General features: G+C 63.9%; 12 protein-coding genes. 4 read left to right on the forward strand and 8 right to left on the reverse strand.

The features are described from left to right. Window positions 1-593 precede the first annotated feature (593 nt). The 5 genes from ACFWUP_RS30930 to ACFWUP_RS30950 all read right to left on the reverse strand — a co-directional run bounded on the left by ACFWUP_RS30930 (window position 594) and on the right by ACFWUP_RS30950 (window position 6,776). Entirely contained in the window at window positions 594-1,424 is an 831-nt protein-coding gene (locus ACFWUP_RS30930; RefSeq protein ID WP_379239526.1) for an alpha/beta hydrolase, read from the reverse strand. A 24-nt stretch (window positions 1,425-1,448) separates the two neighbouring features. Then, on the reverse strand, window positions 1,449-2,078 hold the full coding sequence (locus ACFWUP_RS30935) for an MBL fold metallo-hydrolase (RefSeq protein WP_379239528.1): 630 nt from the start codon (window positions 2,076-2,078) through the stop codon (window positions 1,449-1,451). Window positions 2,079-2,273: 195 nt separating this feature from the next. After that, on the reverse strand, window positions 2,274-3,113 hold the full coding sequence (locus tag ACFWUP_RS30940; RefSeq protein WP_379239529.1) for an alpha/beta hydrolase: 840 nt from the start codon (window positions 3,111-3,113) through the stop codon (window positions 2,274-2,276). Window positions 3,114-3,136: 23 nt separating this feature from the next. Continuing rightward, window positions 3,137-3,964, reverse strand: coding sequence for an alpha/beta fold hydrolase (locus tag ACFWUP_RS30945; protein WP_379239530.1), 828 nt, complete (start codon window positions 3,962-3,964; stop codon window positions 3,137-3,139). Between the two features lie 91 nt (window positions 3,965-4,055). Continuing rightward, window positions 4,056-6,776 (reverse strand): LuxR C-terminal-related transcriptional regulator, encoded by a 2,721-nt coding sequence (locus ACFWUP_RS30950; protein ID WP_379239531.1) that lies wholly within the window; start codon window positions 6,774-6,776, stop codon window positions 4,056-4,058. 167 nt (window positions 6,777-6,943) lie between these two features. Between ACFWUP_RS30950 and ACFWUP_RS30955 the strand changes: the two genes are divergently transcribed. Together ACFWUP_RS30955 and ACFWUP_RS30960 are read left to right on the forward strand one after the other, a co-directional pair. After that, on the forward strand, window positions 6,944-7,936 hold the full coding sequence (locus ACFWUP_RS30955; protein ID WP_379239532.1) for a helix-turn-helix domain-containing protein: 993 nt from the start codon (window positions 6,944-6,946) through the stop codon (window positions 7,934-7,936). A 235-nt stretch (window positions 7,937-8,171) separates the two neighbouring features. Next, the gene (locus ACFWUP_RS30960) at window positions 8,172-8,447 is read left to right on the forward strand and encodes a DUF732 domain-containing protein (protein WP_379239538.1); all 276 of its coding nucleotides are present in this window, start codon (window positions 8,172-8,174) and stop codon (window positions 8,445-8,447) included. Window positions 8,448-8,789: 342 nt separating this feature from the next. Here the strand turns inward: ACFWUP_RS30960 and ACFWUP_RS30965 are convergent, their stop codons facing one another. Continuing rightward, window positions 8,790-10,232 carry a hypothetical protein gene (locus tag ACFWUP_RS30965; RefSeq protein WP_379239533.1) on the reverse strand — a complete coding sequence of 481 codons (1,443 nt, stop codon included), beginning with the start codon at window positions 10,230-10,232 and terminating at the stop codon, window positions 8,790-8,792. On the opposite strand from ACFWUP_RS30965, the gene ACFWUP_RS30970 reads away from it, so the two are divergent. Beyond that, entirely contained in the window at window positions 10,231-12,294 is a 2,064-nt protein-coding gene (locus ACFWUP_RS30970) for an AAA family ATPase (RefSeq protein ID WP_379239534.1), read from the forward strand. The genes ACFWUP_RS30965 and ACFWUP_RS30970 overlap by 2 nt on opposite strands. Beyond that, window positions 12,291-14,480 carry a WD40 repeat domain-containing protein gene (locus tag ACFWUP_RS30975; RefSeq protein WP_379239535.1) on the forward strand — a complete coding sequence of 730 codons (2,190 nt, stop codon included), beginning with the start codon at window positions 12,291-12,293 and terminating at the stop codon, window positions 14,478-14,480. Before ACFWUP_RS30970 ends, ACFWUP_RS30975 begins: the two co-directional genes overlap by 4 nt. 459 nt (window positions 14,481-14,939) lie before the next feature. Here the strand turns inward: ACFWUP_RS30975 and ACFWUP_RS30980 are convergent, their stop codons facing one another. Next, a complete protein-coding gene (locus ACFWUP_RS30980; RefSeq protein ID WP_379239536.1) occupies window positions 14,940-15,116 on the reverse strand; it encodes a hypothetical protein in 177 nt (58 codons plus the stop codon). Between the two features lie 264 nt (window positions 15,117-15,380). Beyond that, window positions 15,381-15,650 carry a hypothetical protein gene (locus ACFWUP_RS30985; protein WP_379239537.1) on the reverse strand — a complete coding sequence of 90 codons (270 nt, stop codon included), beginning with the start codon at window positions 15,648-15,650 and terminating at the stop codon, window positions 15,381-15,383. Window positions 15,651-15,979 lie beyond the last annotated feature (329 nt).

Here is a 15,979-nt window from a genome sequence, read left to right on the forward strand (position 1 = left end):
GGTGGCGGCGGCGACGTCAGTATCAGGCTCGGCTCTCGCATTACCGCCGCCGTGGTCATCCGCTCGACTGACGATCCGTGAGTGCCGTTGCAGTATTAGCCGTTCGGCTGCCCAGCTATGCCGACCCAGCGCTGTTCAAAGAAGTCGAGGCGGGCCGATTGGCGGCTCCTGCGCTGGCCCCGGCGGTTGAGTTGGCGGCGGCGATGCTGAGCACCAGTGCGGTCGCCTTACTGACCGGGCACCAGCCAGCCGCCGTCGCGCCTAAGGTGCACCTGGCTGACGTGCGAACCGGCCATTCCTGGGTGAAGCGGCCGCGCTACGTATGGTTCCTTGTGACAGCTATCGGTGCCACACTGTCCAAACGGCGGCGATGATCCACCACAGTTCCTGAACGGTGCGGCCGCACTGCAATGTATCCGTGCAGGTCCGGCTGTGGGGAGCAGTGCGCCGGATGGGACGGAGCCGATGTTCGGATCGACTCCGTCCCGATCTCGCTGCTCGACAATCGCGGTCCGCAACTCCGGCCCTGTCCCGCCCGTACCAGGAGGTCGTAGGACTGGACACGATCGAATGTTCCACGATCGGTTGGCCGGCTATCGAACCGAGTTCGCGGCCTCGACGATGGTGTCGGCGACGGTGACCGGCTGGGATACCAGTGAGGCGTGTGAGGAGTTGATCTCATTCGTCGTGCTGGGTGCGGCCCGTCCGGCCATGAATCGTTGTGCCGCAGCGGGAATGACGTGATCCTCGCTGGAGATGAGGTACCAGCTGGGTGTGCTCGCCCACGAGGGCGGGCCCGAGGGTTCCAGGTTGGCGTTGAGTGCGGCCGAGCGCTGGTGCGCGTACATGTCGGCGGCGGTTTCGGTGCTGACGTCCTGGGCGAAGATATTGTGGAAGTACGGCGCGTCGATGTAGCCGTCCACGTTGTGACCACCGATTCCGGTGGCGTCGTCCACGACCCGGACCTGCAGTGCGGGTGGCAGGAGTTGGCTGCCGGGGAAGCGGATCGGGTCAAGCAGTCCCTGTACGAATTCGCCTTGCGCCGGTGCGAAGGCCGCGATGTAGACGTTGGCTGTGACTTTGGGGTTGTGGGTGTTGGTGATGACGGCACCGCCGTAGGAGTGCCCGACGAGCACAACGGGTCCGTCGATGCTGTCGAGAACACCCTGCAGGGCGGCCGCGTCATTGCGGGGGCCACGCAGTGGATTGTTCACTGCGACAACAGGATAGCCACGTCCTCGTAGCTCGGCAGCGACTCCGTCCCAGCTGGTGGCGTCGGCGAATGCGCCGTGGACCAGTACCAGGGTGGGTTCGCCGGGATCGGCGGTGGCCAGTGCCGGGGCGACTGGGCTGACAACGACAACGGTCGCGGCCAGCACGCTCAGCAGCCGACGCCGGCGTGGATTCGGGACATCAGTAGACATGATCGATCACCTTTTCGGGAGCGCTCAGTGCGCGAGCGGTGGTGTGGGAGAGGGAAATTCGACGGGCTTTCCGGGCGGCAGCCACTGCACCCGGTGATGCACGCCTTCGGACTCTTCGAGCAACCGCACGCGCGCGCGGTCGTGGCTCTCGCTGAAGTGGGTCCAGCCTTCGTAGTGCACCGGCACGGCGATGCGCGGTTCGAGGAGCCTGATGAATCGGGCGGCGTCGCGGGCGTCCATCGTGTACTTCACCGGCCCGGTGAGCCCGAACCGGACGGCGCCGAGATGCAGCAGCGCGATATCGACGTCGAGGCGGCGCGCGACTTGCTCGAGGCCTTTGAAGTAGACCGAGTCGCCCGACATCCATACCGCCACAGCGGATTCCGATGGTCGTTGGATCGCGAAGCCGAGGTTTTCACCCACGAGCAGGCGACTGAACGGCGGCCCGTGGCGACTGGGAGTGGCGATCACCCGCAGCGGTGCGCGCACCGGCGAGGCCAGTACGGTCTCCTGCCAAGGCACCATCGGTTCGGCGTGGGCCAGGCCGAGCCGGCGACTGCCGCTCGTGGTGGTGATGACCCTCGGCACGGTACGCAGTAGTGCGCGTCCGACGTGGTCGAGGTTGTCGGCGTGGTGGTCGTGGGAGAGGAGCACGACGTCGATCGGCGGGTAGGTCGTCCACCCGTATCGCCGGGCCGATCGTCTTCACCGAGTAGGTGCCCAGGGCGAAGTCGTAGCGCGCCCCCGGCTCGTCGAAGGTCGGATCGGTGAGGATGGTCCACCCGTCGATCTCGATGAGCGTGGTCGGCCCGCCGATATGGGTGATTCTGACGCCGGTCATGGTGAGCGCTACGTCGCCTGCGGGAATCGGGTCGCGGCGTGGCGCAGCGTCCAGTCCAGGGCATAGTCGGCGATTTCCTCCCACCCGTCCTGGCTCACCAGCCGGTGCGTGCGGCCGGGGAACTCGATCCGCTCCACCAGCGCGGTGCCCTTGGCGTACTTGCGCAGGGCGGCCTTCTGGATGGCGGGTGGGGCGACGTGGTCGATGCCACCTGAGATGAGCAGCAGCGGCGCCCGGTCTGCCTTGCGGAAGTCGACCGCGGTGATGCCCGACTTCTTCTTCGGCAATGACAGCACGCCTTCGAAGAACACCCGATTGGACGAATTCACCGCGCTCGCAGCCCATTCCAGGTCGGAGTCGGCGCGGCTGAGGTCGTTGCCGAACGTGTAGTGGAAGTGGCGCTTGGAGATCGGGCTGGCTTTGCCGAAGCGGAACGGGTTGGACAACACCGGAAGACCCGTGTGCAAGGTCGAGAACGGCAGGGCGAGAACGCCGGCCGGTTGACCGGGCGCCACTCCGACCCCGGCGATGCCGAGGCCTCGATCGAGCAGCATCTGGGTGAAGATCCCGCCGAACGAGTGGCCCATGATGACGGGCTGTTCGGGCATCGAGGCGATGAGATCGGCGTAGAAGTCGACGATCTCGACGATGCCGACGCCTTCGAGCGAGCGCGGATCCTCGCGGATGTCGGCAGGGGCGCGATCACCGATGCCGGGCCAGCCCGGAACGATTACCTGGTGTCCGAGGTCGCGGTAGCGCCGCGCCCAGGTGTCCCAGCTCAACGGAGTCATCCAGAGTCCGTGGATGAGCACGATCGGCGGCTTGTGGGTGTGCTTTGGTTGGCTCATTGCGGTGTTCTCCGTTCCGGTGTTCACGATTCGATGAAGTCGAGCAGGTCCTGGGACAGTCGCTGCTTCTCGGTGTCGGGGAGCGCGTGACCGGCGCCTTCGTAGACCTTGAGCTCGGCACCGGCGACGAGTTTCGCCGAGCGCAGACCACCCACGTCGATGGGGACGATCTGGTCGTCGTCACCGTGGATGACCAGTGTCGGCACGGTGATCTCGGCGAGGTCGCCACGGAAGTCCGTGGCGGAAAAGGCGGCGATACATTCGTAGGCGCCGCGATGGCCTGCGGCGAGGCCCTGCAACCAGAACGCGTCGCGCATCCCCTGGGGGATGTCGCCGCGCCGGTCGTGGCCGAAGAACGGCCCATCGGCGAGGTCGCGATACAGCTGCGAGCGAGACGCGCGTTCGCCGGCGCGGATCGCGTCGAAGACCTCGATCGGCAGCCCTTCGGGATTGTCGTCGGTGCGCAGCATGAACGGCGGAACAGCCGAGACGAGAACAAGTTTCGCGACCCGCGAGGATCCGTGGCGGGCGATGTAGCGCACCACCTCACCGCCGCCGGTCGAGTGCCCGACCACGGTCACATCGGTCAGGTCGAGGGTGTCGAGCAGCGTAGCGAGATCGTCGGCGTAGGTATCCATATCGTTGCCGTTCCAGGGCTGGGTGGAACGGCCGTGTCCGCGCCGATCATGAGCGATGACGCGACAGCCGTGCTCGGCCAGGTACAACGCCTGGCTCTCCCAGGCGTCGGCGTTCAGCGGCCAGCCGTGGCTGAGCAGGACCGCACGCCCGTCGATCGGACCCCAGTCCTTGTAGAAGATCTGAATTCCGTCATCGGCGGTGATCGTCGGCATTGCGGCCTCCTCGCGAGTGGGTGCTGAGCACTGTGTTCACGATGGGCCACAACGGCTCCGCGCGAACCACGTGTCGCACGTAGTCCTGAGGTCAGTTCGCGGTCGGCGGCACGTGCTCGCGCAGTTGGCGGCGCGAGGAAATGCCGAGTTTGCGAAAGACTTTGCGCAAGTGGTAATCGACGGTGTTGGCACTGAGGAACATGGTCGCGGCGATCTCGGCGTTGGTGTGGCCTGTTGCTGCCAGCGCTGCCACCTCGGATTCCTGGGCGGTCAACTCGACCGACCTGGCAGGGCTGTCGACCTGTGCCCGCTCGCCGAAGGCATCCAGCTCGTGTGCTGCCCGCTCGGCGAAGGCGACTGCGCCGAATCGTGTCAATCCCTCTGCTGCGGTGCGTAATTGGACCTTGGCGTCGGTGCGGCGACGTTGTCTACGCAGCCATTCGCCGTAGAGGAGATGGGCACGATAGAGGTCGATCGGGGTGTCGGTCTCGGTCAACGCGGCAACAGCGGCCAGATAGAGTTCCTCGGCGTCCTCGGTCGGCGCGATCAGCGCTGAGCACCGCAAGGCAACACCCTGTGCCCATGGCGACCCGATGTCGTCGGCGAACCTCGCGAATTCGACAGTGACTCGTTCGGCGTCGGCGGTGTGGCCCGCTCGGGCGGCCGCTTCGATGTACTCGGGGAGTTGGTGCGGCGAGACCTGCAGGAATCGATCGGCTTCGAACGGCGTCAGCAGCGTGTAGGCGTCGTGGTAGTGCCCCTCGGCGAGGTTGCGGATCGCCAGGGCGTTGATCGTCGCGGTGTGGACACCGCCGAAACCCGCGGCCAGGGTCGACTCGGCGATCTGGGTGACCACCGCTGTCGGCGCTCCCGTCCAGGCGAGGTATGAGCCGTTGACGACATGTTCGGCCGGATAGCCCATCGCTTGGCGCAGCTCTCGCACGCGTGCGACCGCCCGCCCGGCGGCGGTGACATCGCCGCGATCGAGTTCGGTCAGCGACCGCATCCAGAGCAAGGAATCCAACTCCCGGAGGGTGCCCGACTGGGTGGCGATCCGCTCCCCACGATCGAGCCAGTTGTTGCGTGCCCGCTCGTCCCATAAGGCGCTGGTGAAGATCACCCCCACGATGCTGAACTCGAGCGCTCGACGATCGTCTAGTTCACTCAGGACGTGGGCTGCCTTCCGCATCGGAGCGACCGCCTCGGCATAGGTGTCGAGGAGCAGTGCCGCGACACCGATGAGGACTGCGCGGGTGATCGGTTCTGCCTCGGTCGCGGCGGCCCGCATCCGAAGACCGAGACCGCGCATGGTGTCAGCGGTCACCGCGCGTTCGGCGCTGTGGGCCACATCGAAAGCGCGCAGCAGGGCAAGGTGCTCGCGGCGTGTGTCCCGGCCGTGGAACAGGTCCGCCGCCGCCGTCAGTTGATCTGGTGCGAGTCGAATCGCCTCGGGATCGCCGAGAAAGGCGGCAAGCGATGCCCGCACGAACAAGCGCCGTCCGGCGGCGACCGGCTCGAGCGCTTGCGGGTCGGGGATCCGATCGGTCAGGTCCACGGCGAATCGCCCGGCCCCGGCTTCGGATGCCGACTCGGCGGCGGCGAGCAGGCGATCGTCGCGCAGCACGGGATCCTCGCTCAACTCAGCCGCCCGTGCCAACAGACTCGCCCTGGCGATCAGGCCACCACGCCGCCCGGCACGCTCTGCCGCATCGACCAGGCGTTGCGCGATACCCTCGTGGGGGCGCGCAGTCGCCGCTGCGGCGTGCCACGCCCCGACATCGGCCGACCCGGATGCCTCGGCGGCCTGAGCCAGGGCACCGTGGACGCGACGACGCGCGGCAGCCGTCGCGGCACGGTAAACGGCCGCGCGCACCAGCGGGTGCCGAAATCGCACTGCCCCATCGATGACGACCAGTCCGGCGTCGTCCGCCGTTTCACCCGCGCTCTCGTCGATATCGAGGAGTGCGGCCGCGCGATCCACCAGCTTCAGATCTCCCGTCGATTCCGCGGCTGCCACCAGGATCCAGTCCTGGCAGGAATCGGGCAGCAGATCCAGCTTGCGCCGATAGAACTCTTCGAGTCGTTGGCTCGCGCGGAGCGGGCGGGGGACGAAGGACGAGTCCGTGAGTTCGCGGATGGTGAGATCGCGCGCGAGATCGGTCAAGACCAGCGGGTTCCCGCCGACCTCGTCGACGATATCGGCGGCGACCCGCGGCTCGAGCACCCCGTCGAACGAGTGGGTCAGCAATGCGATGGCATCGGTACGGGCCAATTCGTCGATCTGAAGCGTCGGCACTCCCGCGAGCCGGACATCGACGTCGTCGTCGGGACGTGCCGCGAACACCACCACCGCCGCGTCGGCACGCAGTCGTCGCGCGACAAAACCCAACGCGTCCAACGATTCCCGATCCAACCACTGTGCGTCATCGACCGCGCACAGCACGGGCCCGCCGCGACCGACGATCGCGAGCAAGCTGAGCACCGCTCGCCCGACCAGGAACCGATCCGGCACCGCGCCCGCCGACACTCCCAGCGCGACCCGTAGCGCCTCCCGCTCCAGGTCGGGCAACTGCGCGCTGTCGACTTCGAGGGATCCGACCAACCGCTGCACGCCCGAATAGGGCAGGGTGGCTTCAGCCTCGTAGCCGTCCGAGCGCAGGATTCGAAACCCGTGCGCTGACCCGATCATGGACTCGATCAGTACCGACTTGCCGATTCCCGGCTCGCCGCGCAGCACTACAGCGTGCCCGAGACCGTTCCGCGCGGCGGCGATGAATCCGTCGAGGTGGTCGAGCTCATCCGCTCGTCCCATGGGCTTGAACAAAGAACCCCTCCTGCTCGGGCATATGTCCAGTTATGTTGCCGAGCGTAGGGCGCTGTGACCAGGCAAACTGGTCTCGCCGTGCACGATTTCTGGACTGATGGTGCCGCACGGATCAGTCGCGATCAGGCGGAGAGTCTGACAGAGGGAGGCATGTTATGGCCACAGTGTTCGAGACCGGCGCTTTGGCACCGACGGAACGTGCCGCGGCGATCACCGCTGCCATGCAGGAGGCGTCCACACCCTGCCATGTGGTGCACGAGAATCCAGGCGTTCCCGCGCACGCCCGGTTCGATGTCTGGGAGTTCGGGGATGCCAATATCTTTCGTGCCGACATCTCCGGTATTCAACTGATCCGGACGGCGAAACAGATCCGGACGAACCCCTCGCCCATGCTGGCTCTCGCGGTGCATCGCAAGGGTTCGGCCCGCTACGAACAGGACGGCCTCCAGCGCGAAGTCGCCGTCGGCGACCTCCATCTGATGGACCTCAACGCCCCGTACGACTTTCGTTGGGACGGCGACGGCGGGTCGACCTGCCTGCATGTGCCCCTCGATCAGCTCGATCTCCCGGTCGAACGCATTCGCCGGGCCGCCCCGCACCTGCATCGCAGCCCCTTCTACCGACTCGTCGCCGGGCACATCACCGAAATGACCCGGTGCGCAGACGATCTCAGTGCCGATCCCACCGCGCGCCTGTCCGGCTCGGCCAGTATCGACCTGATACGCGGGCTGTTGCTCTCGACGAGCGAACCCGACCAACACGACGGCGCGGTCATCCCCTCGGAGATCATGCTCGCCGAGATCCGCGGCTACGTGCGACGCAATCTCGCCGACCCCGAACTCGATGCCGCCCGCATCGCCCGCGCCCTCAACATCTCTGTGCGTCACCTGTACAAGATCTGTGCCGCCGCCGACTACAGCCTCGCCCAGTGGATCATCGGCCAACGTCTCGACCGCATCCGCGACGACCTCGCCAGTCCCCACCTGCGTCACCTCTCGATCGCGATGATCGCCCTGCGCTGGGGATTTCGCGACGCGTCGCACTTCACCCGACGGTTCCGGGTGACGTACGGCGTCACCCCTCGTGAGTGGCGCCGTACCGCCGCCGAGGACCGCGGGCACGGCGACTTCGGCGGTCCGCAGATCTGACCCGCGCTGCGGTGCACAGGAGCGGTGAGTGGACGAGTGCCCGCAGGTTGGGTCTGCCCATCCCTGGGGTGGGTTTCGTGTATTCCGGTACTGCGGGATCGTTGACCTCACGCTGGCAACTGCGTCGTAGGGAATCGCGTCGCGTGTGCCGGTCCTGCTGATCGAAACGAGGGGCGACACGATGTATATGAGCCGAATCTGTTTGCGTAACACGGCTATAGCGTTCAGCGTGGCAATGGCCGCTGTCGGCTTCGCAGGTTGTTCCGCGACCGCTGACACCAGCAGCGCCGAGTCGGCGTTCCTGGAGGAGATCAGAATCAATAACGCCACGTTGCCGGGCAAGTCGACGTCGGAGATGGTCACCGCAGGTCACGCGACGTGCACACATCTGCGTGGTGGAGTGTCGGTTCTCGATGAGACCGCCGCGGTCGAGCGGACTCACCAGTTCGGTCAAGGCCCGCTGTTCGTCAGCGCCGCTACTACCAACCTGTGCCCGGACTTCGTGTCCTGACCGCACGCTGGCGGGGTCTGCGAACTTGGTTGGGTGGCACCGGATTCCGCCCGATCTCGGGCGTTGCACGCCATGATCCGCCGGATCAGGGCGCCGGGCCTCGGCTCGTCAGGGCCTGGTCGCGGGCGCTGGCTTCGGCCAGGTTCTGACCGCCGATAAGACCCCCCTTATCGGCGGTAAGAGACGGACAAGGTCACAGAGGCTCACATCGTGCCGAGTGGAATGTGTCAAGTCCAACGCACGGCGGCCGCTGGTCGATTGCCGCGAACCGTCCGCGATATCCAATGCGATCGACCAACCTGGTCGGCACCAACGTTACCCGCAGTATTCCATCGAGAATAACTATGCCCCGTGTGGCGTAACGATAATAAGCTGGCTTACTGCGTCGGCTCCTCTGCGGACCGTCAGGCGGAAAATGCTTGGTTCGGGAGCGGTGACCGTGATTAGGAGCCTTCCTTCGCGGCGGTGGGCGACTGGGCGACCGACGTCGGTGTTGGTTTCGGTGTCGGTCAAGGTCATGCGGAGGCCGACGGGGCTCTGGGCGCCGGTGATTTCGGTGTCGAACGCGATGCCAGCTGTGGCCAGGTCAGGTGCGTCGATGCCGAGGTCGTCGGGGCCGAGTTTGATGCCGAAGTGGGGAGTTCGGCCGAGGATGATGGCGGTGATCGCTGCGATGGTTTGGGGGGACTGGGCGATCGGACCGTGTTGTTGAGGTAGTTCCAAGATTTTTGCAGAGCCGTTGGGTTGAGCTGCGTTGTGGGGGACAGTGCCGTCACCGTCGCCGGAGAAGGGCAGGGGTGCCCCGGTCTTGGGGTCGCGGATGACGTCGGTGTCAGAAGCTGGATGGAACGAATGGTGCAGTCCGGTGACAACCCCCGCATCGAGTCGCAGGCTGCAGACAGTCTTTTGTGCTTTGCCGATCACCGGGTGATGGTGTGGCAGAACGGTATCGCGGAGCATGTGGGCGCGGTCGAAGGTTTGCTCGGCAAGATTGAGGTTGCCGCCAAGGTCTGCGACGTCCGAACTGGTGAGTCGGCGAATGTAATCGCCATCGTCAACACAACGGTAGGTCGGCAGCAGATCGTGCAGGCCCGCCATGGTGACCGCAACAGCCCGTAGCCGCTTCGCGGGGAGGGGGATGGGAAGGCCGCGTCCCGAGTTGAGTACCTGTGCGGCTTTGGGGGATCCGCCGAACGGGGTGCCGACGGTGATGATGCTCGCGACGTCGTCGAGGGCACCCGAGATTGTGGTCAGCTCGCGACACAGTAGCCCGCCCATGGAGTGCGCGACGAGGTGGACGCGGGCCTGCGGGCGGTCAACTGCCTCCCGCCATTTCCTGATGTGCCTGTCGATCGCAGCAGCGAGTAGTTTGCCGTTATAGCGAGTAGACATCCGCCAGTCGTAGGCGAACTCCGCGACCGCGTCTGGCCGGAGCACAATCGCCTGGAGTTCGTCGACCAATCGGGTGTAGGGCTCGTATCCGCCCAGCACTGGTGCGGCAGTCGTAGTGCGAAGCAGCCCGCCTGGCCGTACCGTTCCCGGCTGGTCGTCCTGGACACGAAGGAGGTCGAAGGCTGACTCCCCAGCGGTCCATAGGCGTGCGAGCGTGCGGGGACTGAACCCCCAAATCAGCTTGTCAGTACTGGTGTCGCGGAGTTCGGAGCCCATGATCCCAGGAATGACCACGACCGCGTCGTCGGTGACCTGATTTGAGTCTGACATCGTTAGACCTTGAGAACTGGTCAAACCCGTTGAACCGGACGGGTATTCAGAGGAGCGTGCCATGGCCGTATGCTACGGGCAGCTCGTCGAACTGGTCAGCGGACTTCGTTCACGTCTGCTATACCCGATGGTGAAACGGTTGGCGAAGCGAGGGGGGAAAGTGAACCGACTGGTGATCGTCGCGGCACGCGACTACGCCGAAGACGTCGGGGGAGAGTTCGCTGCCGGTATCGGTCAACAACTCGATGAAGTTGAAAAGTGGTGGTGCGACCCAAGCCTCGGCGAACGGGGATTCGTAAGGAGGAGATCGGAGTGGATAAGAAGCCGCAGCGACATCGAAAAGCTAATTGATGCCGAGGGCCTGCGGGACCTCGCCGAGGAGGATGCGGTTGTGGTCTATATCGCGGCCCACGGCGAATTCGACGAAGGCAGGCACTATCTCCGATTGCCAGAATCCGCAGCCAGGGGGTCAAATAGCCTCTATCCGTCGGCTGATCTGCTTCAGGCGGTGCTGGATTCTGGGGCGCGACATGTATTGTGTATCGTCAACGCCTGCCATGCTGGGAATCTGAGCGCCGAGCTTGAAAGATTGGCACCATCCTTGCTTCGGGATGATGATTCGCAAACGAGGCACGTATTCACGGCAGGTGATTTTTACCAACGTCCAGAAATGCTGGATTTGACCACTGTGCTTCAGACGGTGCGGCAAAGGTTACTGACAGGAATGTACTCCGGTCCCTTGCTGAGTATGGATGCATTCTGGCGCGAACTCGATGACGCGGCCGAGGGTAGTTCCATTCGGCCCTGCCATATTTTCGGCACACGGCAAACCAGCCGGAAACCCAGTCCATGCCTACCGAACCCCGGTTACCGAGCGCCAGATAATCTTGTGGCGACTCAACGTCAACAGCTCGCCGCGACCAAATCCGAGGTCGAATATTGGCTCGCGCGGGCGAGTGGGCGCACGAGCGACACCGATCCCGGTTGGTACTTCTCGGGTAGGAAGGAACTTACCCAGAAGATCGCATATTTTTTCCGTGAAAGCGCGGGCATGCTGATTGTGACGGGTACTGCGGGTTCGGGAAAGTCAGCGCTGATTGCGCGCGCGGTTACCCTCAGCGACCAACAGTTCCGTCGTGACCCTCGTTATGGTGTTGCGGTGGCCGCAGCTGATCCTGCTACGGTTCCCGAAATGGGCTGTATAGATGTCGCTGTGCTGGCGCGCAACAAGGATAGTGGACAATTGCTCATTGAACTCGCCGATGCGATGGGCGTCAGGGCGTGGGAGGAACACGTTAATCGTGACCAGGTCGCAGCCTTGCGTGCGGCAGTGGGCGAGTACATCGCTGCGCGTCAACAGGTAATCACCATTGTCGTCGACGGACTCGATGAGTCTCCGGTTCCGCTGCGGATTATTGCTGACGTCATCTCCCCGTTGAGCCGCTACAACATTCGCTGGGTGATCGGAGTGCGTAGCGATCGGCCGCGCCTGGAAACTGGTGCGCTGAACATTCACCCCACGCTCATCGCGCTGAAATCCGTGGCCGTCGTCGATATGACGGAATTACGCACGGATGGCCCCGACATTACCGACGACATCGAGATGTACGTAGCTGCTGTCCTCGAAGGTGATTCCCCCTACAATGACGATGCGCAGGCATGCAGGGCCGCGGCAATAACAATCTCTCAACGTGTAGTCGATTCGTTTCTTGACGCCCGCATTGCCGCAGACCAACTACGCAAAGCTAAACTCAAGCAGGATCTTGACGACGTTGCCTGGCTACGATCTCTAGGTGAGGGCACTGTCGGGCTTTTGAGACGAGACCTCCGCAGCTGGGCACATGCTTCTGGCCTTCCCGAGGAGCATGCGCTCGCGGTTATGCAAGCAGCCGCGTTCGCCGGTGGGCGTGGGGTTCCGATCGGACTGTGGGAGACGATCGCGACAGCGATACATGCCGCACCATTGAGCGAGGGTGTTGTTGCGCGAGTCCTCAGCGGCGCATTGGCTGGCTATCTCAGCAAAGACAGTTCTCGCGGCGACGTAGTCTATCGACCTGTGCATGATCGGCTCCGCGAAATCTTGCAACAACCGCCGTCCACATTAGCAAATGGCGGCAACGCATGAATTACACCGAGTATCAGGCCGCCGTTCATAAGCGCATTGCTGAAGCTCTGATTGGCAAACTTCCGGAGGATGGTGACATTACCCCAGCTGCGTACCTGCGGCACGAATTGGTAGCCCATGCTGCAGCAGGCGGAATCCTTGACGACGAACACATTCCCGCCCGATTTCTGCCCTGGGAAGCCAGCGGAACCGTCCGCGGACACGTCGGAATTCCCGCGCGAGCGCGATACCTGGGCACCACACTCGGTGCTTGGGCCGGCATCGAACCATACATATCCCAATCGCCATTGGAAGCAAGGAGGCTCAGCCTAGATATCGAACGTGACCACCCAACTGAGGTGTTCGGCGGTCAAATAGTCAGGTCACGCAGGTTCGGCCTGTGGGCTAGTCGCAATGTCATGGTCGCTTCCCGTTATCAGTTGACTGCGATCGTTGTCGTGCGTGGGCCTGATGGCACGCCGTTGCTGGCTTCGGCGGGTGCGGACGGAATGATTCGGTTGTGGGATACACGGGTGGGTGCCGGGGTAGGTCAGCCTCTGGTTGGGCACACTGGCCCAGTGCGGACTTTGGCGGTGGTGCCCGACGGTGCGGGCGCGCAGTTGTTGGCTTCGGCTGGTGACGATGGGTCGATTCGGTTGTGGGACACCCGCGCTGGCGCCGGGGTAGGTCAGCCTCTGGTTGGGCACACTGGCCCAGTGCGGACTTTGGCGGTGGTGCCCGACGGTGCGGGCGTGCAGTTGTTGGCTTCGGCTGGTGACGATGGGTCGATTCGGTTGTGGGACACCCGCGCTGGCGCCGAGGTTGCTCAACCCTTGACCGGGCACACCGGCGAGATGGGTCGGCGGGTGTTGGCTATGGCGGCAGTGCCGGGCGTTGACGGCGCGCAGTTGTTGGCTTCGGCCGGTGACGAGGGGATGATTCGGTTGTGGGACACCCATAAAGGTGCCGAGGTTGGCCGACTCTTAACCGAGCCGTCCGGCGGAGTGCGAGCTTTAGCGGTCGTGCCGGGCGCCGCCGGGGCGCAGTTGTTGGCTTCGTCCGGGTTCGATGGGTCGATTCGGTTGTGGGATACCTGCGCCGGAATCGAAGTGACCGGTCATTTCGGCTGGGAGCGCGCGTTGGCGGTGGCGTTGGCGGTGGTATCTGGTCCTGATGACGTGCCGTTACTGGCTTCAGCCGGTGACGATGGGTCGATTCGGTTGTGGCATACCGTCAGTGATGCCGAGGCGAATTTGCCTTCGCCGCGGTATGTCAGTGAGGTCGTACGAGCCCTGGCCGCCATGTCGGGTGCTGATGGCACGCAGTTGTTGGCTTCAGCCGGTGACGACGGGTCCATTCGGGTATGGGACGTTGGTACTGGTGGCGTAATTGGTCGACTCGTAGCCGGGCATACCGACGTGTCACGCAAGAGGGTGTTGGCTTTGGCAGTGATACCGGGTGCTAATGGCACGCAGCTGTTGGCTTCTGCCGGTGATGACCGGATGATTCGGCTGTGGGACACGCGACTGGGCGCCGAGATTGGTCCACCTTTGACCGGGCATACCGGTGGCGTGCGTGCATTGGCGGTGGTGCCGGGGACACGCGGCGTGCAGTTGTTAGCTTCGGCGGGATACGACCGATCGATTCGGTTGTGGGACACCCACGCGCATGACGAGGTTGGTCGACCTTTTACCGGGCATACCGGTTTTGTTTTGGCGTTGGCTGTGTTACGGGGGGCCGATGGCACCCCATTGTTGGCTTCAGCCGGTGACGACGGGTCGATTCGTTTGTGGGACACCCGGACTGGCACTGAGGTCGGCAAGCTCATGACCGGTGATGCTGCCTGGGTGTTGGCGTTGGCGGCGGTATCGATTGCCGATGGCACGCAGCTGTTGGCTTCGGCTAGCGAGGACGGTCTAATTCGGTTGTGGGACACACAGACCTGCACTGAAGTCAGTGAACCCCTCACGGGGCATATCGGCGGAATACGTGCGTTGGCGACGGTATCGATTGCCGATGGCACGCAGTTGTTGGCCTCTGCCGGCGAGGACGGATCGATCCGGTTGTGGAGGAACCTGGGTGGACAATCTCAGGAGGTTGAATGCATCGTATTTGGCGCGCGGGTGACGGCAATGGTGAGCGATCCACAGCTCGGACAGTTGTTCACCGTATGCCAGGACGGGATCTCAACAATCCAGTTCGGCTAGTGCCGCGTCATGAGGTTCCCCCCGGGTAGTGGACACCGACTTGACAGACCGCTCGGTCTGTTTGAAGGATGTCCGCATGCCTCCTCGTAAACGCCGGTCGTTCACGGCGCTGGGCTGCGGTATGAGGGCTTCGAACCGTGCGGGTGTGGTCGGCAACCAAAATTCCGACCGCGGACCCGGGCGCAACTTCGCGCTCGAAGCGCGTTCGCTGCACGTAACGGTGTTGCGCTCGGTGAAGCCATAGCTCTCCGGGACGTGTGACGTGTTGACTGAGCTCAGGTTTGGTGGAACTGCCAGGTTCGACAGCGGAAGGAACTTGACTTCTGACACGAGATCGACACGGGTTGAGAAGGAAACGATGGGAAATGTTGAGCAATGTCGGGATGAAGAGAAGTCGCATACATGCTGGTAACGGGCATTTTTGGGACGTAATGAGTCGTTACTTGGGGCGCCCCAACTCTAGTAGGTGAACAGGAAGTCGATCACCGGATGGGTCGTGCCCGCCTTGCGGCGCTCGAGATAGGGACCGACCAGCCGATCGAGTCGGCTCCGGTGCTCGCGTGCCGCCGCCCGCCACTCCGACGCTGGCAATACGCGCAGGTCAGGGGAGTGGTCGAGGTAATCGGCGGTGCTCACTCAACTATTGTCCCGCACCGGTTCGGAGCTTCTGAAGGAGCCTGAACGGAGGTCCGTGCATGCCGGTCCAAGGCTCGATGAGGGTCGAATTTTGACTTCTGACACGCTTTCGACACGAGTTGAGGCAAAGTTTCGACCTGCTTCACGCCAAGCCCGGGCCCAGCAGTCCGGTGTAGTCGGCGACCTCGCTGGGACTGTCGACGTAGTGACGGGCAGCAGTGGTGCCGTTGTCGCTGTGCCCTAGTTGGCGCGCGGCGTGGCTGGCTATGACGCCTTGCCCAGCGCAGCGAGAACGATGCTGCGGTAGCGATCGGGCCGATTGCCGTGCTTGGCGCCGTTGGCTGCGGAGTAATGCGGCACTGTGACGCTACGAATCTGAGCCAGCCCGATGCCATTCGCGAGGATGGTCTCGCGGTCGTGGAAGGCGCGGGCGGTCTTCTGCCCCAGCAGGATGAACAGGGGGTCCTCGACGCCGAGAACCCGCAACTCGTCAACGAGATCCGCGACATCGGCGTCGAGAGTGTGGGACCTCATGTCGATTGACGAGGAGTCGGAGTTGAATTCTGATAATAGGTCGGTCATATAGCCGCCCCAATGCGGTGTATTTCGGAAGGCTTCGGCAAGGAAATGGTCATTGTGCTTCGGCCCGGTATGAAAGTTTTGCCATGGCTGGAGATTCTGTCCAGCGCCGCCGCGATTCAGCCCGAGAATAACCGTCCGGGCGTGGAGAACATCGTCGAGATTTCCGGTCGGAAATGAAATGTCACTGAGCCTTTTTCATCCTGCCGACGCGGCTTGACGCTCGCGATCCTGGAGAACGCCGATTGCCTTCACAAGCCGGGTGGATTTGTCCGGGCAGCACC

This window comes from Nocardia sp. NPDC058658, from assembly GCF_042716665.1.
Taxonomy (GTDB): domain Bacteria; phylum Actinomycetota; class Actinomycetes; order Mycobacteriales; family Mycobacteriaceae; genus Nocardia.

Coding starts and splice junctions, on each gene's coding strand:
- ACFWUP_RS30930 (WP_379239526.1), bottom strand. CDS start 1,424: ATGTCTACTGATGTCCCGAATCCACGCCGGCGTCGGCTGCTGAGCGTG.
- ACFWUP_RS30940 (WP_379239529.1), bottom strand. CDS start 3,113: ATGAGCCAACCAAAGCACACCCACAAGCCGCCGATCGTGCTCATCCAC.
- ACFWUP_RS30945 (WP_379239530.1), bottom strand. CDS start 3,964: ATGCCGACGATCACCGCCGATGACGGAATTCAGATCTTCTACAAGGAC.
- ACFWUP_RS30950 (WP_379239531.1), bottom strand. CDS start 6,776: ATGGGACGAGCGGATGAGCTCGACCACCTCGACGGATTCATCGCCGCC.
- ACFWUP_RS30955 (WP_379239532.1), top strand. CDS start 6,944: ATGGCCACAGTGTTCGAGACCGGCGCTTTGGCACCGACGGAACGTGCC.
- ACFWUP_RS30960 (WP_379239538.1), top strand. CDS start 8,172: ATGGCCGCTGTCGGCTTCGCAGGTTGTTCCGCGACCGCTGACACCAGC.
- ACFWUP_RS30970 (WP_379239534.1), top strand. CDS start 10,231: ATGGCCGTATGCTACGGGCAGCTCGTCGAACTGGTCAGCGGACTTCGT.
- ACFWUP_RS30965 (WP_379239533.1), bottom strand. CDS start 10,232: ATGGCACGCTCCTCTGAATACCCGTCCGGTTCAACGGGTTTGACCAGT.
- ACFWUP_RS30975 (WP_379239535.1), top strand. CDS start 12,291: ATGAATTACACCGAGTATCAGGCCGCCGTTCATAAGCGCATTGCTGAA.
- ACFWUP_RS30985 (WP_379239537.1), bottom strand. CDS start 15,650: ATGAGGTCCCACACTCTCGACGCCGATGTCGCGGATCTCGTTGACGAG.